This window comes from Aquirufa sp. OSTEICH-129A (assembly GCF_054558355.1).
In genome coordinates this window covers 517,811-539,308 of record NZ_JBPXKC010000001.1, presented here as the reverse complement: position 1 = coordinate 539,308, position 21,498 = coordinate 517,811, and the positions used below count along the sequence as shown (strand labels likewise).

The 21,498-nt window shown below is 37.8% G+C and carries 15 protein-coding genes; 7 read left to right on the top strand and 8 right to left on the bottom strand.

Annotated features, from left to right (window positions below; genetic code table 11):
• Positions 1-43: 43 nt before the first annotated feature.
• Both SKC36_RS02395 and SKC36_RS02390 read left to right on the top strand, forming a co-directional pair.
• Entirely contained in the window at positions 44-2,632 is a 2,589-nt protein-coding gene (locus SKC36_RS02395) for a DUF5686 and carboxypeptidase regulatory-like domain-containing protein (protein WP_459464374.1), read from the top strand.
• A gap of 66 nt (positions 2,633-2,698) precedes the next feature.
• The gene (locus SKC36_RS02390; RefSeq protein ID WP_459464372.1) at positions 2,699-4,867 is read left to right on the top strand and encodes a sodium-translocating pyrophosphatase; all 2,169 of its coding nucleotides are present in this window, start codon (positions 2,699-2,701) and stop codon (positions 4,865-4,867) included.
• A gap of 612 nt (positions 4,868-5,479) precedes the next feature.
• Here SKC36_RS02390 and SKC36_RS02385 read toward each other — a convergent pair.
• The 3 genes from SKC36_RS02385 to SKC36_RS02375 form a co-directional block, all read right to left on the bottom strand.
• The gene (locus tag SKC36_RS02385) at positions 5,480-6,046 is read right to left on the bottom strand and encodes a 50S ribosomal protein L25/general stress protein Ctc (protein ID WP_459452933.1); all 567 of its coding nucleotides are present in this window, start codon (positions 6,044-6,046) and stop codon (positions 5,480-5,482) included.
• A 59-nt stretch (positions 6,047-6,105) separates the two neighbouring features.
• A complete protein-coding gene (locus SKC36_RS02380) occupies positions 6,106-7,047 on the bottom strand; it encodes a ribose-phosphate pyrophosphokinase (RefSeq protein WP_459464370.1) in 942 nt (313 codons plus the stop codon).
• An 86-nt stretch (positions 7,048-7,133) separates the two neighbouring features.
• Complete coding sequence (locus tag SKC36_RS02375; RefSeq protein ID WP_459464368.1) at positions 7,134-9,398, bottom strand: aconitate hydratase; 2,265 nt, start codon at positions 9,396-9,398, stop codon at positions 7,134-7,136.
• A gap of 245 nt (positions 9,399-9,643) precedes the next feature.
• Here SKC36_RS02375 and SKC36_RS02370 point away from each other — a divergent pair, with 245 nt between their 5' ends.
• The 3 genes from SKC36_RS02370 (at position 9,644) to SKC36_RS02360 (ending at position 15,374) form a co-directional block, all read left to right on the top strand.
• The gene (locus SKC36_RS02370; protein WP_459464366.1) at positions 9,644-11,863 is read left to right on the top strand and encodes a DUF5686 family protein; all 2,220 of its coding nucleotides are present in this window, start codon (positions 9,644-9,646) and stop codon (positions 11,861-11,863) included.
• A 108-nt stretch (positions 11,864-11,971) separates the two neighbouring features.
• Complete coding sequence (topA, locus tag SKC36_RS02365; protein ID WP_459464364.1) at positions 11,972-14,461, top strand: type I DNA topoisomerase; 2,490 nt, start codon at positions 11,972-11,974, stop codon at positions 14,459-14,461.
• Between the two features lie 22 nt (positions 14,462-14,483).
• Positions 14,484-15,374, top strand: coding sequence for a bifunctional 5,10-methylenetetrahydrofolate dehydrogenase/5,10-methenyltetrahydrofolate cyclohydrolase (locus SKC36_RS02360; protein ID WP_459452928.1), 891 nt, complete (start codon positions 14,484-14,486; stop codon positions 15,372-15,374).
• Between the two features lie 6 nt (positions 15,375-15,380).
• On the opposite strand, the gene SKC36_RS02355 is transcribed toward SKC36_RS02360, so the two are convergent.
• From SKC36_RS02355 to SKC36_RS02335, 5 genes are read right to left on the bottom strand one after another with little or no spacing between them, the layout of a single operon-like run.
• The gene (locus tag SKC36_RS02355; protein WP_459464363.1) at positions 15,381-16,286 is read right to left on the bottom strand and encodes a class I SAM-dependent methyltransferase; all 906 of its coding nucleotides are present in this window, start codon (positions 16,284-16,286) and stop codon (positions 15,381-15,383) included.
• Between the two features lie 2 nt (positions 16,287-16,288).
• Complete coding sequence (locus SKC36_RS02350) at positions 16,289-17,905, bottom strand: hypothetical protein (protein ID WP_459464361.1); 1,617 nt, start codon at positions 17,903-17,905, stop codon at positions 16,289-16,291.
• 4 nt (positions 17,906-17,909) lie between these two features.
• Entirely contained in the window at positions 17,910-18,314 is a 405-nt protein-coding gene (locus SKC36_RS02345; RefSeq protein WP_459452925.1) for an EVE domain-containing protein, read from the bottom strand.
• 1 nt (position 18,315) lies between these two features.
• Complete coding sequence (gene menB / locus SKC36_RS02340; RefSeq protein WP_459464359.1) at positions 18,316-19,140, bottom strand: 1,4-dihydroxy-2-naphthoyl-CoA synthase; 825 nt, start codon at positions 19,138-19,140, stop codon at positions 18,316-18,318.
• A 3-nt stretch (positions 19,141-19,143) separates the two neighbouring features.
• The gene (locus SKC36_RS02335; protein WP_459452923.1) at positions 19,144-19,593 is read right to left on the bottom strand and encodes a DUF2452 domain-containing protein; all 450 of its coding nucleotides are present in this window, start codon (positions 19,591-19,593) and stop codon (positions 19,144-19,146) included.
• 83 nt (positions 19,594-19,676) lie between these two features.
• On the opposite strand from SKC36_RS02335, the gene SKC36_RS02330 reads away from it, so the two are divergent.
• Positions 19,677-20,759: an AMP-binding protein gene (locus tag SKC36_RS02330; protein ID WP_459464357.1), complete on the top strand. Its 1,083-nt coding sequence runs from the start codon at positions 19,677-19,679 to the stop codon at positions 20,757-20,759.
• Positions 20,746-21,495 carry a hypothetical protein gene (locus tag SKC36_RS02325; RefSeq protein WP_459452921.1) on the top strand — a complete coding sequence of 250 codons (750 nt, stop codon included), beginning with the start codon at positions 20,746-20,748 and terminating at the stop codon, positions 21,493-21,495. Before SKC36_RS02330 ends, SKC36_RS02325 begins: the two co-directional genes overlap by 14 nt.
• Positions 21,496-21,498: the final 3 nt, after the last annotated feature.

The window sequence follows — 21,498 nt, the reverse complement described above, 5'->3', positions numbered from 1 at the left end:
TACTTATCAATTCTGGAACTATTTTTGTTACAAAATCCCTAAGATGAAATTTATACAACTACTTTTTAGCCTTTCTGTTATCATTCTTTTTGGTTCTACAATACGCGCGCAGCAAATTCACGGAACGATTCGAAATAAACAAGGTGAAGTGATGCCATTTGCTACGGTTTGGGTATCGAATTTGAATAAGGGTACCGCTGCGAATGAAGAAGGTAATTATTCCATTAAAACAGGAATAGGAAAGCACACATTGGTGTTTCGGTATTTAGGGCATAGTCCAAAGACCTTCAGCATTGAATTAGAAACATCCAATTCAGATAAATTATTGGATGTGATACTAGAAGAACAAGCCGTGGCTTTGGCAGAGGTAAATGTGGGAGGTTTAAAGGAAGATCCAGCCATTGGCATTATGCGGAGGATGATTGCAATGGCGCCATTTCATTTAAAAGAATTAGATGCCTACGAAGCCAAAGCCTATGTTAAAGGCTCAGGGAAAGTAACTGAAGTAAGTTCCTTAGTGAAAATGTTAGGTGGGAAAAAAATTGAAAAAGAAATGGGTGTTAAAGTCGGCAGCACCTATGTTTTGGAAGGAATAAATCAAGTTAGTTATCAAAAGCCCAACCGATTGCAAGAAAAGGTAATTTCCAACCGGAATAACCTTCCTCCTGCTTTAAATCAAGGATTGAACTTACGCGTTACGCAAACGAACTTTTATCGACCTAAAGTATGGGGAGGTTTATGGTCGCCCTTTGGTCCACAGGCATTTCAACTTTATCGGTTTGCCTATTTAGGTAGTTTTACACAAGACGGATTGACTATCAGCAAAATACAAGTGCAACCTAAGGCCAGTTATGATGATTTATTTGAGGGGACAGTTCAAGTAGTAGAGGATACTTGGAGCATTTATTCCTTCCAATTAAGATTTAAAGATTCCAATGGGTCTTATGGATTTACACAACAAAATGCCCAGTTTCAGGGAGTTTGGATGCCTATTCAATATGATTCTCAAGTTAATTTTGATGCATTCGGGATTAAGGCAAATTTTAGATACATCACTCAAATCAAACAATATCAAATAAAGGTTAACCCTGCTTTTTTAGTAAAACCTGCCATCATAGAAGAGAGATTAAATAAAGAACTAGCCAAAGAGATAAATCGAGAAAAGATTAAAGATCCCAAAATGGCCTTGGGGAAAGAGCTGACTAGGAAAAAGTTAAAAGAGGTTTTAAAGAAAGTAGACAAGGAAGAAAAGAAGGAAAATCTGGTCAAAATGGATGGTTTGACATCTGATTATACCTTTGAAGTGGATTCTACATCAAAAAATAAACCCGAGAGTTTTTGGGAAGAAGAACGACAAGTACCACTAACCGAGGCTGAGAAAGTGGGATATAAGGAAGCAGATAGTTTATGGATTGCTGGTGCAGATAAAAGAAGGAAGGATTCTATCAATGCTTTACCCACGTTCAAATTTGGTCATTTGCTTTACGGTAAATTATATAATTATGAAAAGAATTTCATCGGTAAAAGTTTGGATTTAAGCTCCATAGGTGGGGGATTTAATGCAGTAGATGGATTTTACCTGGATAGAAGCATTGTATATAGAAATCGATTTGGTAGAAATAATTACCTGACTTTAGGGGCAAATATGCGATATGCCATAGCTCGTTATCATTGGAATGGAGATGTGTTTATGGAGCGTAATTTTGATGAGAATAGGCAGTATATCAAAGCTGAACTTGGTAGTAATGTCTTCCAAATTAATCGAAGTAACCCTATTTCGCCATTTTTGAATATGTTTTACTCTGTCATTTTATCAGAAAACTATGTTCGATTATTTCAAAAGAACTATGTGAGTTTAAATTATCAATACCAATTTACACCTAGCTTACGTTTCCTTTCCTTGTTTGAATATAGAAATAGAGAAGTTTTAAGCAACTCAGTGGAACATGGATGGTTAAATCAAGATAAACATTTTGAACCCAATATGCCTGAAAATGTAGCTTGGGGAAATCAAATTCCTGCAAGAGCTAATCAGTGGGCTAGTTCTCTTGGATTTCGATGGCAACCTAAAGCCACTTGGAATCGATTCAACGGCGTTAGGAGAATAAATAATAATGAAGGCCCATCTTTTAATTTTATCTATGCATTTGGAACGGGTGATGATCAATTTCAACGTTTGAACTTTGATTATAGTCAATTCATCAATTTAGCGCGATTAGGTACTTTGAATCTTCAAATGTCCTATACTACTTATTTACAAAAAGCTACTAATTTTTTAGATTATAGCCATTTCAATGGGAATCAAACCAATTTTATAAGTGCAAATGAACAATCATTCCGGTCCTTGCCTTATTATGCTTTTAGTACTACAGACTCTCATATTAAACTGTATATGAAATGGGAACCAAGAAAATTACTATTGAGTCAGTGGAATATCTTAACCCAATATGGCATTAGAGAATATGCCGTGTACAATCGACTTCAAATTCTACAAGGAGTCAATCAAGGTGCTTATCAGGAGCTTGTTTATGGAATTTCGGGCATCGGTAAATTTTTGGGTTTAGAGCTTGCTTATCCTATGAGCAATTGGGTTCCAGAGCGCTTCAAGCTCTTGCTTAGATTTCCTTTTTAGTTGTTTTTTACGCCAAAATTCTTATTTTTGTGACAAATTTTTTTGGAATAATCTAACACACACTTTATGGATTCAATTGTTTACTTAGTTCCTGCTTTTGGTATAGTAGGATTGTTGTACACGGCTTGGAAATTTAGCTGGGTATCGAAGCAAGATGCTGGAAATGACACAATGAAAGAGCTTTCGGGATATATCGCAGATGGTGCGATTGCCTTTTTAAAAGCCGAATGGAAAATATTAGCCTATTTCGCAATTCCCACTGCGATATTATTGGCGTGGTTAGGAAATCAGGAAGGTCCTGGATTTCACTCTTCTCCCTTAATTGCCGTTGCCTTTTTAATCGGAGCCATATTTTCAGCAACTGCTGGTTATATCGGTATGATTGTAGCTACGAAAGCTAATGTTCGTACGGCAGAAGCTGCTAGAACTTCTTTGGCTAAAGCATTATCTGTTTCATTTACAGGAGGTTCTGTTATGGGAATGGGTGTTGCAGGTTTGGCTATTTTAGGCTTAGGTGGCTTGTTTATTACATTTTATCAAGTTTTTGCTCAAGGTCAAGCTTTGACTTCGAATGAGATGAAAACAGCGATTGAAGTATTAGCAGGTTTTTCATTAGGCGCTGAGTCAATCGCTTTATTTGCTCGTGTAGGTGGTGGTATTTACACCAAAGCTGCAGACGTTGGAGCAGACTTAGTAGGTAAAGTAGAGGCAGGTATTCCTGAGGATGATGTGCGTAATCCTGCAACTATTGCGGATAACGTGGGTGACAATGTGGGTGATGTGGCTGGTATGGGTGCCGATTTATTTGGTTCTTATGTGGCAACAATTTTAGCAACCATGGTATTAGGCCAGGAAATTGAAGTAAGTGACAACTATGGTGGCTTCTCCCCTGTTTTATTACCTATGTTAATTGCAGGGGTTGGTTTATTAGCTTCTTTGGTTTCAACTTTCTTTGTACGAATTAAAAATGAAACTGATTCTGTGCAAAATGCCTTGAATACAGGAAACTACTTATCGATTGTCATCACTTTTGTAACCTCTTATTTCTTGGTGAAGAATATTTTGCCAGAAACATTGGTATTACGTGGATTCAGCTTTACTGCTATGGATGTGTTTTATTCCATCATTGTAGGCCTTATTGTAGGAACCTTGATGTCTATCATCACTGAGTACTATACGGCTATGGGAAAACGTCCAGTGGACTCCATCGTTCAGAAATCAGGTACAGGTCATGCGACTAACATCATTGGTGGTTTAGCTGTAGGTATGGAATCTACTGTTTTACCTATTTTGGTTTTAGCAGCAGGTATTTACTTTTCTTATTTCTTTGCAGGAATTTATGGTGTATCCATCGCGGCAGCTGGTATGATGGCAACTACGGCTATGCAATTAGCGATTGATGCTTTTGGTCCGATTGCAGACAATGCAGGCGGTATTGCAGAAATGTCCCAATTGCCTGCTGAGGTTCGTGAGCGTACAGACAATTTGGATGCAGTGGGTAATACCACAGCAGCAACTGGTAAAGGATTTGCTATTGCTTCGGCGGCTTTGACTTCATTGGCCTTATTTGCTGCTTTCGTTGGTATTTCTGGTATTACGCAGATTGATATTTATAAAGCAGATGTATTAGCCGGTTTATTTGTTGGCGGAATGATTCCTTTCATTTTCTCTGCATTATGTATTTCAGCTGTAGGTAAAGCAGCTATGGAAATGGTGAACGAAGTTCGTCGTCAGTTCCGTGAGATTCCAGGTATCATGGAATATAAAGCTAAACCAGAGTATGAAAAATGTGTGGCTATCTCAACTGAGGCTTCTATTCGTCAAATGATGTTACCTGGTGGTATAGCTTTGTCAGTACCAGTTATCGTTGGTTTTATTATGGGACCAGAGGTATTAGGAGGTCTGTTAGCAGGTGTAACGGTTTCAGGCGTTTTAATGGGTATTTTCCAGTCGAATGCTGGTGGTGCTTGGGATAATGCTAAGAAATCATTTGAAAAGGGTGTATTAATAGATGGTGTAACTTATAAGAAAGGTTCTGAGCCGCATAAAGCTGCGGTAACGGGAGATACAGTAGGTGATCCATTTAAAGACACTTCTGGACCATCAATGAATATTTTAATTAAGTTGATGTCCATCGTTTCTTTAGTTATTGCTCCTTACATTGCAAAAACTGACGGCAAGGTTTCCCACGTGGAGAAAGCTCCTGTTGTGATGAAAGTGATTGCCAAGAAATAGTTTTACATAAGTTGTTTGAAAAAAGGGTCCATCCAATAGGGTTGGCCCTTTTTTAGTGTTTAGTGATTAGTGTTTAGTGATTAGTGTTTAGTGATTAGTGTTTAGTGATTAGTGTTTAGTGATTAGTGTTTAGTGATTAGTGTTTAGTGATTAGTGTTTAGTGATTAGTGTTTAGTGTTTAGTGATTAGTGTTTAGTGATTAGTGTTTAGTGATTAGTGTTTAGTGATTAGTGTTTAGTGATTAGTGTTTAGTGATTAGTGTTTAGTGATTAGTGTTTAGTGATTAGTGTTTAGTGATTAGTGATTAGTGATTAGTGTTTAGTGATTAGTGTTTAGTGATTAGTGTTTAGTGATTAGTGATTAGAGATTAGTGTTTAGTATTTAGAGTTTATTGTTTAGGTTTTAAGGATTAGTGAATTTGGGATAAGTTCTTAGTATATGGTGAATGGAATTACAGGTTTTAAATTTCTTTCTCCATATTACTTCAATTAAGCTCCTCCCTTCTTTACCATTCGAATCAACAATCCCTAACCCCTAACCTCTTTACCCCTAATAAAAAACGCCTTCCAATTGGAAGGCGTTTTTTATCTCTATCAGAAAGATAACCTAGAACTAAGCAGTTAATTTACCTCTTAATGCTCTTGGAATATCGATCGTTGCAACTGGGTTAGACATTGGATTCAATATCTCACATCCTTCCACAACTAATTTGTTAACTTTTACTGTTTGTCCTAGATCTAATCCAGAAATATCAGCAGTAACAAAATCAGGAATGTTTTCAGCTAATCCTTTCAAAGTAACTTTACGTAACTTTTGGATCATTTTACCTCCTTTGATAACGCCAGGAGAGTTACCAATAATTTTAATAGGTACATCGATCTTAATAGGCTTGTTATCAACAATTTCTAAAAAGTCAACGTGTAAAATCATTTCGTTTACTGGGTGAAACTGCGCATCTTGTAAAATAGCGCGGTATTGATCACCTTCGATGTTTAATGATACTTCATAAACATCTGATGAGTAAAGTAAATCACGGAAAAGAATCATCGGAACAGCAAAGTGAACTTGCTCTTTTCCACCATACAATACACAGGGAGCTAAAGCTTCAGTACGCAAATCTTTCGCGCCCTTACTTCCGAGATTCGCTCTTTTATACCCTACAATCTCTAATTTTTTCATGTTGTTTTTGTTAAGTTTCCAGTCTTTCGCATGTGGCTATCCCCTGAAAACGGTTGAAATTAATATTTAATAAATAATGAACTGATAGATTCGTGATCTCTAATTCTTCCGATTGCCTTTGCAAATAACTCAGAAACGGTAAGAACTTTAATTTTGGCACATTCTTCTTTTAAAGGTATGGTATCCGTTACCACCAATTCGGTTAACACAGAATTGGAAATGTTTTCGTAAGCCTTACCAGATAAAACAGGGTGAGTAACAATTGCTCTCACCGACTTTGCACCTTTATCCATGATTAATTGAGCGGCTTTGCACATAGTTCCACCTGTATCAATTAAATCATCCACTAAAACAACATTGGCACCCTCTACATCACCAATTAATTGCATGGATGCAATCTCATTCGCGCGTTTTCTGTGCTTGTCGCAAATAACCATATTGGCATTAAAAAACTTTGCCATATTTCTTGTTCTCACTACACCACCTACATCTGGTGAGGCAAAAGTGAGGTTGTCAAGCCCTAATGATTTCAAATAAGGGATAAAAATCGCTGTTCCTTCCAAGTGATCTACCGGAAAATCCATGAAACCTTGAATTTGTCCAGCATGTAAATCAATGGTCATAAGACGATCAGCACCAGCCGCTGTCAACAGGTTCGCTATCAATTTGGCCCCAATTCCTACTCTTGGTCTATCTTTTCGATCTTGACGAGAATATCCAAAATAAGGGATAACAGCAGTAACGTAATGGGCAGAAGCTCTTCGTGCAGCATCAATCATCAACAATAATTCCATCAGATTATCAGCCGTTGGAAAAGTGGATTGAATGATAAATACATCGCAACCGCGAACTGACTCATCAAAACTTGGAGACATTTCTCCGTCTGAAAAGCGTAATGTCGTAGCTGCCCCCAAATCTTTACCGTAGTATTTAGCAATTTCTTTGGCCAAATAATTGGACGCTGAACCTGAAAATATTTTTACTGCATTAATCGCTGCCATTTGGGAAAATTAAGGAACAATGGTGGTGTTTATCTGAAATAAGGCGCAAAACTAGTGAATTTTGCGCCCTTTTACAATTTTATACTTTATTTAATCGAAGCACGAATGATATTCAATGCTCCTCCTGCTTTAAACCATTCGATTTGTTGGGCATTATACGTATGATTTACAGGGAAACTATCCTTGCTTCCATCAGCATGTACTAATTCAATCGTTAATGATTTTTCTGGAGCAAATTCATTCAAACCAATGATATTAATGCTATCATCTTCTTGAATTTTGTCGTAATCAGCTTCATTAGCGAAAGTTAAAGCCAACATACCTTGCTTCTTCAAATTGGTTTCGTGAATACGCGCAAAGGATTTTACCAATACAGCACGAACTCCCAAATGACGCGGTTCCATAGCTGCATGCTCACGAGAAGAACCTTCTCCGTAATTGGTATCTCCTACTACGATTGTTCCAATTCCTGCAGCTTTATAAGCACGTTGAGTATCAGGTACAGCACCATAAGCTCCTGTTAATTGGTTTTTCACATTGTCTGTTTTTTCATTGAAGAAATTCACAGCACCAATCAACATGTTGTTAGAAATATTGTCTAAGTGTCCACGGTATTTCAACCAAGGTCCAGCCATAGAGATATGGTCAGTGGTACACTTTCCTTTAGCTTTAATCAATAATTTCAATCCTTTCAAATCGGTTCCTTCCCAAGCTGAGAATGGAGCCAATAATTGTAAACGGTCAGATGTAGGCGAAACTTTTACTTGAACACCTGAACCATCCGCTGCAGGAGCTTGATATCCTGCATCTTCCACAGCAAAACCTAATTTTGGTAACTCATCTCCTGTCGGTGCCTCTAATTTCACCTGTTCTCCTTTTTCGTTAGTTAAGGTGTCAGTTAAAGGATTAAACGTTAAATCACCAGCAATGGCCAAAGCCGTTACAATTTCAGGTGAGGCCACAAAAGCATAGGTATTCGGGTTTCCGTCAGCACGCTTAGCAAAGTTTCTGTTAAATGAGTGAACGATGGTGTTCTTCTCTCCTTTTTCAGCACCTGGGCGAGCCCATTGACCGATACAAGGTCCGCAAGCATTGGAAAATACAGTTGCTCCAATAGAATCAAAGGTTGAGATAAAACCATCTCTTTCAATGGTGTAACGTACTTGCTCAGAACCAGGTGTAATCGTGAATTGGGCTTTTGTTTTTAAACCTTTAGCTGCTACTTGTTTCGCTAGTGAGGCTGCACGGGCAATATCTTCATAAGAAGAGTTGGTACAAGAACCTATCAAACCAACTTCTACTTTTGTAGGCCAGTTATTTTTAATGGCTAATTCTTTTAATTTAGAAATAGGTGTAGCCAAATCTGGAGTAAATGGACCATTTACATGTGGCTCTAAAGTATCTAAATCAATTTCAATAACTTGATCAAAATAGGCTTCAGGATTTGCATATACTTCCGGATCAGCTGTTAAGTGTTCACGAATACCATTGGCTAAGGCTGCAACATCCGCTCTTCCTGTTGACTCTAAATAACGAGCCATGGAGTCATCATAACCAAAAGTGGAAGTAGTAGCACCAATCTCCGCTCCCATGTTACAAATGGTTCCTTTTCCTGTGCAAGACATGGAAGTAGCACCTTCTCCAAAATATTCTACCACACAGCCTGTTCCACCTTTTACCGTAAGAATACCTGCTACTTTTAAGATAACATCTTTAGCGGATGTCCATCCATTTAATTTTCCTGTTAATTTAACTCCAATCAACTTAGGGAATTTTAACTCCCAAGCTAAACCTGCCATGACATCACATGCATCAGCACCACCAACACCAATGGCGATCATACCTAATCCACCAGCATTTACTGTGTGTGAGTCAGTACCAATCATCATTCCACCTGGGAAGGCATAGTTCTCTAAAACAACTTGGTGAATAATACCAGCTCCTGGTTTCCAGAATCCAATACCATATTTATCTGAAACAGATGATAAGAAATCATAAACTTCTTTATTCTTATCAACTGCCACTTTTAAGTCGGTAGAAGAAGCTACTTTAGCTTCAATTAAGTGGTCACAATGTACGGTTGAAGGAACGGCAACTTGCGGACGTCCTGCTTGCATAAATTGCAAAAGGGCCATTTGAGCCGTTGCATCTTGCATTGCAACACGATCTGGAGCAAAGTCTACGTAAGAACCTCCTCGAGTAAATGTGCTAGAAGGTGTTCCTTCCCACAAGTGACTATAAAGTATTTTTTCCGTTAAAGTAAGCGGTTTTCCTGTCAATGCACGTGCTGCGGCAATTCTAGCCGGCATGCGATCATAGACAGCTTTAATCATTTCAATATCAAAGGCCATGAGTCAATGTTGGTTTTAATAAATTGTTCGTAAAATTAATAGATTACTGCCACCTTTTTGCCACTTTTTGTAAATATCATTTCCTTTAAAGCAGTTTTTTGTGAATTTTACATTTTAATTGACTTTTTACCGAGTAATTTTTTAACCTTGATTGGCCCGAATTGAGATTTAAACTGATTTCTTCTTTTTCTTTTTTCCTGTATTTTTCCGCCTGCTACCTCGCTTTCGGTCAAAAAAGCAGTTCGATGGATTCCTTGATTAACAAGGCCATGGAATTAGCTCCTCAGCATAGTGCATTGATGGGTCAATTTTCAGCCGAGGTCATCACCAAAGAAAAAGGTCGCTTTAATCAGGTGATTGGTTTAGCTAAAAATCGACTTAAAAGAAATGAAGGTATACAAGAAGGTCAATGGTACGGAAATCAGACGCATGTTAAAGTATATGTCAAAAGCTTGAATCAAATGATTCATGAAATCATTGATGTCAAAGGTTTCCATAAAAAATTTCCAAGGCCTACCCTATTTTTCTGGCCCGATTTCTACCAGGATTTTATTGGAACCAATTGTGTATCTCCTTTAAATTACCAAGGACGAGATTATTATTCTTATGAATATTCGGGTGATACTTTAGTGAACGGACAAAAAGGTTATCAATTTCAAGTCAAACCTACCTCCACGGGAGATCGATTATTTAGTGGTAAATTGACTCTAAATCATTCAGGCTGGATCATTCGATGGGAAGCTCAAGTAGAATCTGATGCCATATTCTACTACATGGATTTGCAGCATCAATGGGTAAACCAGGCTTGGTTACCCAAGGCCGCATACTTTAAGCTATCGGGTGGGCTAATGGGTAATTACGGTGAGTTTATTTTACAAGAGGAAGTGCAGCAAGCTCCCCAAAGCTGGAAAGCTGATGCTAACTTTCAGGTTCCGAATCAGATAAATGAGCGATTAAATTTCGCAGAAATAGGTTTTGATGAAGTTTTTGCCACCCAATTATTAGGAAATTTTCATCAATCCCTATTGAGAAAATGGAAGTCGCGCCCTCAAAGTGGGCTCATTACCATGGATTCCGTTCGTTATGTGAAGCGTGAAGAAGTCCAACATAATACACAGGATGACCAATTTTTTCAAGGATCTATGAGCTCCAATCTCCTGGAGGCCTCCATCGATACCCTACGAAGAAGTCCTTTTTCTTTAAATCAATTAATTTTTTCAAAGTCCTTTTATTTCGGATCTAGACAAAAAGATTTTTATCCTTTTGAAATCTATTATAAATCGCCTGTATTTGATTCAAATTTCAATACAGCAGAAGGTTTTGTGGCAAATGCTAGTCTTTTGTTTCGGAAAAGATGGGCCCGTTATCAATTTTTGGAAGCTGAATTTTTAGGAAGACGTTCCTTTGGTTTGAATCGAAATACAGGCTATGTGAAATTAAGGTACAAGACAGATTCTTTTGATATATCCATTTCTCAGGGGGATTTTGTCCAACAAATGAATCCGGATAATTCAATTTCTCCTGAAATGAATACGCTGTCAACGCTTTTGTTGAAAAACAATCAAATGAAAATCTACCGTAAGGAGTTTTGGAATTTAGCCTTGATAAAGCGTTTTTCCTCTAAATTCTTTTTTAAAGGAAGTGTTGAATGGGCACGTAGAAGCCAAATGGATAATACGACTGACTACTATTGGTTCAATTATTTGAATCGAAAATTCACAACGAATAATCCTCAAAATTCGGAATATCCACAAGAAGGTTTCTCAACTTATAAGGCATTTATAAGTCAAGTTACCTTGGGTTTTAGACCTTTTTTAACTCAATATTATCGAAATCATATTCGTGAAAGTGAATGGGGATCTTCACCTTTAATTCTATTTAAATACCGGGCAGGCTGGAAAGGAATAGCCGAATCATCAGCTCAATTTAATATGTTAGAAGTTTCCTACTTACAAAATTTAGCGCTCTCTCCTTGGATAAAATCTGGCTTTATTATCAATGCGGGTACATTTCTTGGACAAGCTCCAGAAAATTTTATTGATTTTAAGCATTATAATGGTACCATGAATTTAGTTCTGGCAGGAGAAATGTTGGCCTCCCATCGTTTAGTGGGTTATTATCAAAATTTTACTGCAGGAGCGAATCAGCGTTTGAACGTGAATCATTATGCCTACAGCACTGCGGGTTCATATGTGGAAGGATTATCCTTATTCCAATTTTCAAATCTTTGGTTAAAGCCCTTGTTGGGTATGAAAAAGTCCTATGTAAAAGAAGTTTTAATCGCCAATACCGTGTTTATCAATAATCAAAAACTTTTATATTCAGAAGTAGGTTACGGTTTAGATGGTCTAGTTAAAATTTTCCGATTGGAGGCGATTGCTAGTTTCATCAATGGGAAATTCAATTACGTAGGTTTACGATTAAATCTTAATTCAAGAATTCGGATTGGAAACATCCCAGATTGATTGAACTAATAGATTTTTTTTCATTGCTTCAAAATCATTCGCTAGAAATTCATTTTAAGCAAGTATATTTGAGGTCATTTTTTAGTATACATAATTCAATTTAATAGAATGGCAAAAAATTTGGTCATCGTGGAGTCGCCTGCAAAAGCTAAAACCATCGAAGGGTATTTGGGTAAAGATTTTGTGGTGAAATCTTCGTTTGGTCACGTGAGAGATCTCCCAATCAAGGGTGATAAGGCAATTGATATTGAGCATGATTTTACGCCAACCTATGTGATTTCACCCGATAAAACTAAGGTGATTTCGGAATTGAAGAGTTTAGCAAAATCATCTGAGGAAGTTTGGTTAGCGACTGACGACGACCGTGAGGGAGAATCCATTTCATGGCATTTAAAAGAGGCATTAGGTCTAAAAGACGACACCAAAAGAATTGTTTTTAGAGAGATAACGAAATCGGCTATCCAAAACGCCATTTTAGCTCCTCGTAAGATAGATATGGATTTGGTGAATGCCCAGCAGGCTCGCCGAATCATGGATCGATTAATTGGATTTGAGCTATCTCCTGTTCTTTGGTCTAAGGTTCAAAAAGGACTTTCTGCCGGACGTGTTCAGTCTGTGGCGGTTCGACTGATTGTAGAAAGAGAAAAAGAAATCGAGAAGCATGAAAGTGTAGGGACCTATAAGATTTCAGCCATTTTTAATTTGCCAGGTAAAAAAGTGTTAAAAGCTGAATTACCTAAGAATTTTAACACAGAAGAAGAGGCCGTGGCCTTTTTGAAGAAATGTGTGGGGGCTGATTTTAGCATCAAGAGTTTAGAAACTAAACCCGCTAAAAAATCACCAGCGCCACCTTTTACGACATCAACCTTACAGCAAGAAGCATCTAGAAAGTTGGGCTATTCCGTGGCTACTACCATGCAAATTGCTCAGAAATTATATGAATCGGGACGTATTTCTTACATGCGTACTGACTCAACTATGTTATCCCAAGAAGCAAGAGATAAAGCTAAGGCTGCCATTGAGGCGGCTTATGGAGCTAAATTTCACCATGCTCGTCAGTTTAAAACCAAGAGTGAAAGCGCACAAGAGGCCCACGAAGCCATTCGTCCAACAGACTTTGAAGTAAATTCCATTTCTGGTGATGCACGTGAAAAACGTTTGTATGAATTGATTTGGAAGCGTGCCATAGCTTCTCAGATGTCGGAGGCTGTTATTGAACGTACGACGGCCCAAATTCAAATTTCTAGTACTTCTGAATTATTAATTGCTCAAGGTGAAGTAGTTACTTTTGAAGGGTTCTTAAAAGCTTATTTGGAAGGAAAAGATGAGGAAGAGGAGGATGAAAACAAAGATATGTTACCTCCCTTATCCATCGGACAGGTACTTGAATTGGCTGAACTAAAAGCGCAAGAACGTTTTTCTAGGCCTGCAGCTCGCTATACAGAGGCTAGTTTAGTAAAAGCCTTGGAAGAAAAAGGAATAGGTCGCCCCTCTACTTATGCACCTACCATTTCTACTATCATCAAAAGAGCCTACGTGGTAAAGGAAGATCGTCCTGGTAAAGAAAGGGAGTTTCAAACGTGGATTTTAAAGGATCAGGAGATTGTTGGTCAAAAGAATACTGAAATAGTAGGTACAGAAAAAGCTAAATTATTTCCAACTCATATAGGTACCTTGGTTACCGATTTTTTAGTCGAGAATTTCGAAGAAGTAGTAGATTATACCTTCACGGCTGAAATGGAAGATGAGTTTGATAATGTCGCCAAAGGTAAATTAGCTTGGACGCAATTGATGAAAAACTTTTATGGTTCTTTTCACCAGACCATTGAAGATAGCAAATCGATTTCTCGTAGTTCCGTAGGTGGAGGAAGAGAATTGGGAGTTGATCCTACTTCTGGAAAGAAAATTTCCGTTCGATTGGGCAAATTTGGGCCATTCGTTCAACTAGGAGAATCTGGTGAGGAGGAAAAACCTGTTTTTGCGAATCTTTCCAAAGATCAGTCCATCAGCAACCTAACCTTAGAAGAGGCCATTGCATTATTAGAGCGTCCGAAGTTACCTCGTGAAGTAGGGATTTATGAAGATAAACCTTTGATTATTGGTGCCGGAAAATTAGGTCCATACATCAAGTATGATGGTAAATTTACGAGTTTACCTGATACAGAAGATCCATTTACTTTGGATATGCCAGGGGCCATTCGTGTATTAGAATCTGCTCAAAAAGTAGCCGAAGCAGAAAGTTTGGGTACTTTTGAGAATGAATTAATCTCCACCGGAAAAGGAAGATTTGGTCCTTACGTAAAACATGCTGGCAAATACTATTCCTTGGGTAAAACGGATAATTTGGCCAGTTTAACATCCGAAAGAGCGATTGAAATTATTTTGGCTAAGCGAAATTTAGAGGCAAATAAATTCATTAAAGAATTTGCTGAAAATGACCAGGTTAAGATCGTTAATGGCATGTATGGTCCATATATTCAAATTGGTAAACGTAATGTCAAGATCCCTAAAGATCAGAATCCTGCAGAATTAACATTGGAACAATGTTTAGAGCTTGGAGAACAAGCACCAGCTCCCAAAAAAGCTAGAAAAAAGTAGTAATAACATTTAATTAAAGGGTATGAGTCAAATTATTGATGGCAAATTTGTTTCTGAGACAATGAAGGCTTCGATTGCCAAAGAAGTACAAGAATTGGTAGCAGCCGGTCAAAGAGCGCCTCATTTAGTTGCCATTTTAGTGGGTAACAATGGTGCATCCGAAACCTACGTAGCCAATAAAGTGAAGTCTTGCGAAGAATTAGGTTTCACTTCTACCCTTTTAAGATTTGACCCGACGATCACTGAAGCTGAATTATTGGCCGCCGTTCAAGGCGTAAATGATAATCCTGACATGGATGGACTGATTGTTCAACTTCCATTACCAGATCATATTAATCCGGACAAAGTCATGGAGACCATACATCCTTCAAAAGATGTTGATGGTTTTCATCCAATCAATATCGGGCGAATGGCCAAAGGTTTACCAGCCTATATTTCTGCCACGCCTCAGGGGGTATTGGACTTATTAGCTTATTACAATATTCAAACTTCAGGAAAGCATTGTGTGGTGGTTGGAAGAAGTCAAATTGTAGGTTTACCTATGTCTATTTTAATGCAAAGAAATCATCCTCAGGGGAATTGTACCGTGACCTTGACACACTCAAGAACTCCAAATTTAGAAGAAATTTGTGCTCAAGGGGATATTGTGATTGCTGCTTTAGGAAAGCCTGAATTTATCAAAGCCGCTCACATCAAAGAAGGTGCTGTGGTCATCGATGTAGGCTTAACGCGTGTAGAGGATCCAAGCAAAAAATCTGGCTTTGCATTGAAAGGAGATGTCGATTTTGCCGATGTTGCCCCTAAATGTTCTTATATCACCCCAGTACCCAAAGGAGTGGGTCCTATGACCATCGTCTCATTGATGAAAAACACTTTGCTGGCAGCTAAAGGAACGATATATCCTAAAAATTAATCTTCTTTATACTCGATTATAATAGCGATGAAAAACTCCCAATGGAAGCTTTTTATCGCTATTGTCATTTAAATATAATTCTCCAGATTCAGCAGAAGAAGGTACGTCAAAAATACCATTCATGAGATTTTCTACGACCAAAGTAGAAAATCCAAGCGAGTACACATTACTTAATAAGAGATGCTCAGCTGGATCTAAAATTTCTTTGACAGACAATAACAAATCTTCTATTTGTTCTTCCAAAACCCATTTTTCACCGTCTGGGCCACGTCCATAGGCGGGTGGGTCTAAGAGTATACCTTGATAGAAATTTCCTCTCCTAGCCTCTCTTTTGACAAATTTTAAGGCATCTTCCGCCATCCAACGAATGCCATCTAATTTGGAAACTTCCATATTTTCCCTGGCCCAAGATAAAACCGGTTTTACCGAATCTACATGGGTTACTTCCGCTCCCATTTGTCGGCACACTAAACTCGCTCCGCCGGTATAAGCAAATAGGTTTAAGAACTTAGGATTTGTTTTTTTAAATAATGGAATTTTTTGTGCTAAAAACTCCCAGTTAGAGGCTTGTTCAGGAAATAATCCTACATGTTTAAAAGAGGATAAGGATATTTTAAACGATAAATTCAATCGTTCTGACTTATATGGCATAAACCATTTGTCTGGTACTTTTCCTTTTATCTCCCATTGGCCACGTTCTTGACTTCCTTTTTCTTTTTTGAAATGAGCATGACTTAATTTTTGCCAATCATTCTCAGTGAGAGATTTTGCCCAAATAGCCTGAGGTTCAGGTCTTCTAACGGTAAATTCTCCAAATTTTTCCAGCTTTTCAAATCCACCTGAGTCGATTAACTGATAATTTTCTCCCCAAAATTGTGGAGTTTCAATGGCAATGGATGTGGACTGCTTCAAAATTATTTCTGGATTTCTATCTTATTTAAAAAATATACGGACCTACGTCCTTCTTCATTGGAGATCGTTTGATAACCATTGGCTAGGTAATATGGCCCAAACCAATAATTTAATTCAGAACTACTGCTTCTCCTGATTTTATCACCTTCATTATCCGTGCTAATGTTTTGAATACTCTCACTTTCTGACCTTCCTTGATTTCGAATTGTCTTGGTGATAATTTGATTGTTCAAATTGAATGAAAGTACGATTTGATCACCTTGTATTGAGGTTTTGATCTTTTGAATCAATTTTGGTTCTTTTAAATCTTTCATATCAATGCAGTGATCCCACAAAATATCACCTTTCTCATCCAACTCAACGATCACAGCATGCGTATAAACCCAACCATCAAATTGTTGTTGATTACCATAATAATTAAATCCACGGTAGCCCCATGGACTGTAATAGCTGGAATAAGGTGAGTATAATCCATAATATCCATAACCCCAACGGTACGGATTATAGATCATGCTCCAAGGAGAATAAAAGCCTCCTAGTCCCATCATGGTGCCATATGGACCGAAATTATTGTATTTATAATCTGGGTAAAAAGATTCTGCCACCACTATGTAATGGTCGCCCTTTTTAATGATTTCATGAATTAATAAGCGATAATCCAATCGGAGATCTTCCCCTTTACTTTCTTTATCCTTGATTTTCTTTTCTTGTTTTTCCTTTTGTTTTGGCGTCAAAAAGTTAAAAAAGTTGGAAAACTTGGTGAAGCTATGAAATTTAGATTGCAGTAATTCGCCATCCAAATATGAATTAAAATAGATTCCTTGCGAACTAGGTCCTTTGGATGAGCCTATGGTTGTTTTATGGCCATAAGTACCTACAATTACTTGTAATGAATCGTTTAACTGTGTTGATTTGGCATTCATCATAGCAAATTCCTCGTTGGGATTCATGATGATTTGCCCGATTTGTCCACCATCTTCATCAAAAGATTTGATGATTAATTGATAATTTTTAGCTCGATTTCCAACAGAGTACGTAACATTTACTTGTTGTTGTATGGAGTCTAAATCCATGGACTGAATTTCAGCTTGCCCTTTTACCACAGCTGGGAGTATACGCGTTTTTCTTTCTTTTAAATTGGTAAATAAAATGACAGGCTGATTGTTTACAATACCGCCAATGAACAGTGATTCATTCAAGGCTTTGAAGTTAGAAATCTCCATGCGGTCCACGGAATAGATTTGAAACTTCTCATAACTACCTTTGGATACATTCACACGAACAATTTGGTAGGAATTACTCTTAAAACGACTAAAAAGCAGGTTAAGTGATTTTCCATCGAAACTATGGTTAACATAATCCAAGCCATTATCAATGGTTCCATTGGTATACCAGACTTGTTCCAAGTTAGTGGAGAATTTTTGTATACTAAACTCTTGTTTACCTAACTGATTTAATATAATAACTCCTTGATTACCAATGGGTATGGTAAAAGATTCCAAGTCCTTTCCTCCTACTGGAAACTCAATTCTTTTACCAACTTGGGCATTAGCTTGAAAAATAAGAATACTTAGAAGGCTAGAAAAAAGAAATAGCTTGAATGGAAGAAAACGTTTCATAATATTATTCTGTTAGGCTCATGATAATATCAAATTCGGGTTTGTCAACTGGTGTTACAGAAAGTCTAGACTGCTTAATTAGGGCCAAGTTGCTCAAACGTTCATCTGATTTCATCTGTTTTAGTGTGACGGATTTTTTAAACTTTCGAATGGGAACTAATTCAACGACCACCCAGCGTGGATCGTCGGTAGTGGGGTCAGGATAGTGCTCCTTACTTACTTCAGCTAATCCAACCACCTCTAGGCCCTCATTGGAATGATAAAAATACACCCAATCCCCTTTCTTCATGGCCATCATATTGTTCCTAGCTTGGTAATTTCTTACCCCATCCCAAACTGATTTACCTTCTTTAACGAAATCATCCCAAGAATATTTGAACGGTTCTGATTTTACTAACCAATGATTCATATCAAGGAAATTTTGGGAATTTAGAGAAATCAGGTTTTCTTTTTTCTAAAAAGGCATTTTTACCTTCTTTCGCTTCATCCGATAAATAATAGAGTAAAGTAGCATTTCCTGCTAATTCTTGAATACCCGCTTGACCATCTAATTCAGCATTAAATGATGATTTAAGCATACGTAATGCAATCGGACTTTTTTCTAAAATGCGCTCACACCATGAAATGGTAGTTGCTTCTAATTGATCCAAAGGAACTACTTTATTTACTAAGCCCATTTGAAGTGCCTCCTGTGCATCGTATTGGTCGCATAAATACCAAATTTCTCTAGCCTTCTTTTGACCTACTACCCGGGCTAAATAAGATGCGCCAAAGCCTCCGTCAAAAGAACCAACATTGGGTCCAGTTTGTCCAAAACGCGCATTATCTGCGGCAATGGATAAATCACAAACCACATGCAATACATGGCCACCACCGATAGCCCAGCCTGCCACCATGGCAATAACCGGTTTAGGAATGGTTCTGATTTGTCTTTGTAAATCCAAAACATTTAATCGAGGTACTAAATCTTGTCCAACATATCCCCCATCTCCACGCACACTTTGGTCTCCACCTGAACAAAAGGCTTTTCCTCCTTCTCCCGTTAAAATTACTACACCTACCGAGGTGTCTTGTCGGGCTAATTCCATGGCTTCCGACATCTCCTGTACCGTTTTTGGGGTAAAAGCATTGTGTTTATGCGGACGATTGATGGAAATTTTGGCAATTCCATTGTATTGTTGAAATAGAATTTCTTCGTATTCCTTGATCGTTTTCCAGGGAAAATTTGATGTCATGGTTTATTCGTTTTCTTGGTTGTAAATCACATCCCAGGTATGGTCTGCTAATAAAGTTACTTTGGCTAAAAATCGGCTATATTTAAATGAGCGACCCCATTCATGAGGGGCTACCAAGGATAATAAATCCGTACCGTTTTCTTTTTCGTATAAATAGTAGGTTTCACTGATGATGGGTTCAAACCCCATAGCTGCATCGTAAATCCTTTCTGATATTTCTTTTCTTTCTGCTAATAATTTGGCTTGCTTCGCCAAAACTTCCATCTGCTCGTACAGCTGGTTCATTTGTCGATCCGTCTGCTGTCTCATCGCTTTCACCGAACGCCCCTTGGTTTTCCCCATATCCTCCGGTTTAATAACGGCTGAGCCCGCTGTATGGGCATAAGGTAAAAGTCCAGGGTTTTGGGCGACTTTATCAGGATTGATGGGATTCAAGAAAGGATCTTCAGACATGCTCAATTAATTAAGGTAAATCCTAGCTGTAACCCTCAAAATTAGAGAATGTTTGGTTAATTTTGGAATGATTCATTGAATATATGCTGGTAATTTCTCCAAAGTCCAATTCCTTCCCCATTCCATCCACTCCATTTGAAACTGAGGTGATCGAATTTTGTCAATCATGGAATGCTGGAAATGAGTGGTTTGAATTCCATACTTCGGGTTCAACGGGGCATCCCAAAGCTATTCGAATTCATCGGGATCAAATGCTGCATTCAGCACAATTAACGGGTCAATGGTTAGGATTACAAGCTGGTAATACGGCCTTATTATGTTTACCTGTTAAATTTATCGGAGGAGCCATGGTGCTTGTTCGGGCCTTGGTTTGGGATTTAGAGCTTGTCATCATAGAACCAAGTAATCAACCTGAAATACCGACTGATTTTTCTTTTCATTTGACTTCATTGGTACCCCCACAGTTGCAATATATTTTGCAAAATGAGTCCTTATGTCTGCCTTTTCAACAAGCCAAAGGAGTTTTAGTAGGCGGTGCCGCCATTTCTATCGATATTGAAAATCTGGCCAAACAGCAAGGTTTCCCTATATATTTAACTTACGGAATGACGGAAACGGTCTCGCATATCGCCTATCGACCCATTTCTTTAGAAATAGATGAATACCTGCGCCCACTTCCAGGGGTGGAACTTAAATTGAATCAGGATGCTTGTTTATGCATAAAATCCAGTGTTACTTCAAATGCATGGATTGAAACCAATGATGTAGCGGAATTAAGGGAGGATCAAAGTTTCAGGATATTAGGACGTAAGGATTTTATCATCAATTCTGGTGGAATGAAATTGATGCCCAGCCTTATTGAAAAGCATATTCAAGCATATTTTGTTAAAAATGGGCTTTCTAATCGCTCATTTGTAGCTGGTATACCCGATAAAGTATATGGTCAAATAGCTGTTCTTTTTATAGAATCAAAATTGAATCTGGCTTTAGATGCCCCATTAAGGCAATATTTATTGCGTCATTTGTCCTCAAAACAAATTCCTAAGTTGATTATTTACTTACCAAACTTCTTATTTAATTCAAATGGTAAATTGGATAACCTGAAAACGGTAGCTTTGTATCTCCAATCCTTATCCAAAGAATCTTCTGCCCATGACAAATTTTAATTTATTTTACGAGAGTGCCAATAATGTGCCGGCTCCCTATCATTTCGAAGCCTTGATTCGATTTGTTGAGTTTGGCTCCGACAATGCCTCTTTGGACGTAGAAATACAATATACCGACCGTGAAGATTTTTCAAAAGAAGAATTATTGGCGGAAGGCTTACCAACCGAAGAAACTTGGACTTGGAAAGGAAGTATTTCGCCAGCATGGCAACAAAGATTAGCCGCTAGATTTGATACCTATAAATCGGGATCTTGTAAGCCAAGGGATGAAGAACCTTTCATCATGTTGGAATATCCTAACAGTACCACCAAAGTGCCTAGAATGCTTGAAATTGAAGAAAACTTAATTCAAGAGTTTATTCAATCCATTTTCGAAACCGCAGGTAGAGAATTGCCCTTGTTTCTGGGCTTTCAGTTTAAAAATGAATTAGACGAATGGGTAAGGATTGAAGGTGAGTTGTCTTTTCAACACCTGAACTTTACCTATCAAGAATCAGGATCGGTTTTAAAAACAATTTCGGATTGGGATCGTTTACAAGCTTTAATGAATACCGTTTATATAGCTGATTTTCAATCGGATAAAGCTAAAGAAGAATTGAAGAATACCCAGTCGTTTGCGGTTTATCCTGGTGATGGTTTATGGTATGTAGCTGGGGATTCTTTACGAAAGCCCTCTGGTAACAATCGGTATTTTGATGGTTTAGAAAACAGTTTAAGAGAAATATTTAAGACTTAAAAT

Bases quoted from the DNA above. Each gene is read 5' to 3' on its own strand.
- SKC36_RS02395 (WP_459464374.1), top strand. From the start codon at position 44: ATGAAATTTATACAACTACTTTTTAGCCTTTCTGTTATCATTCTTTTT.
- SKC36_RS02390 (WP_459464372.1), top strand. From the start codon at position 2,699: ATGGATTCAATTGTTTACTTAGTTCCTGCTTTTGGTATAGTAGGATTG.
- SKC36_RS02385 (WP_459452933.1), bottom strand. From the start codon at position 6,046: ATGAAAAAATTAGAGATTGTAGGGTATAAAAGAGCGAATCTCGGAAGT.
- SKC36_RS02380 (WP_459464370.1), bottom strand. From the start codon at position 7,047: ATGGCAGCGATTAATGCAGTAAAAATATTTTCAGGTTCAGCGTCCAAT.
- SKC36_RS02375 (WP_459464368.1), bottom strand. From the start codon at position 9,398: ATGGCCTTTGATATTGAAATGATTAAAGCTGTCTATGATCGCATGCCG.
- SKC36_RS02370 (WP_459464366.1), top strand. From the start codon at position 9,644: ATGGATTCCTTGATTAACAAGGCCATGGAATTAGCTCCTCAGCATAGT.
- topA (WP_459464364.1), top strand. From the start codon at position 11,972: ATGGCAAAAAATTTGGTCATCGTGGAGTCGCCTGCAAAAGCTAAAACC.
- SKC36_RS02360 (WP_459452928.1), top strand. From the start codon at position 14,484: ATGAGTCAAATTATTGATGGCAAATTTGTTTCTGAGACAATGAAGGCT.
- SKC36_RS02350 (WP_459464361.1), bottom strand. From the start codon at position 17,905: ATGAAACGTTTTCTTCCATTCAAGCTATTTCTTTTTTCTAGCCTTCTA.
- SKC36_RS02345 (WP_459452925.1), bottom strand. From the start codon at position 18,314: ATGAATCATTGGTTAGTAAAATCAGAACCGTTCAAATATTCTTGGGAT.
- menB (WP_459464359.1), bottom strand. From the start codon at position 19,140: ATGACATCAAATTTTCCCTGGAAAACGATCAAGGAATACGAAGAAATT.
- SKC36_RS02335 (WP_459452923.1), bottom strand. From the start codon at position 19,593: ATGTCTGAAGATCCTTTCTTGAATCCCATCAATCCTGATAAAGTCGCC.
- SKC36_RS02330 (WP_459464357.1), top strand. From the start codon at position 19,677: ATGCTGGTAATTTCTCCAAAGTCCAATTCCTTCCCCATTCCATCCACT.
- SKC36_RS02325 (WP_459452921.1), top strand. From the start codon at position 20,746: ATGACAAATTTTAATTTATTTTACGAGAGTGCCAATAATGTGCCGGCT.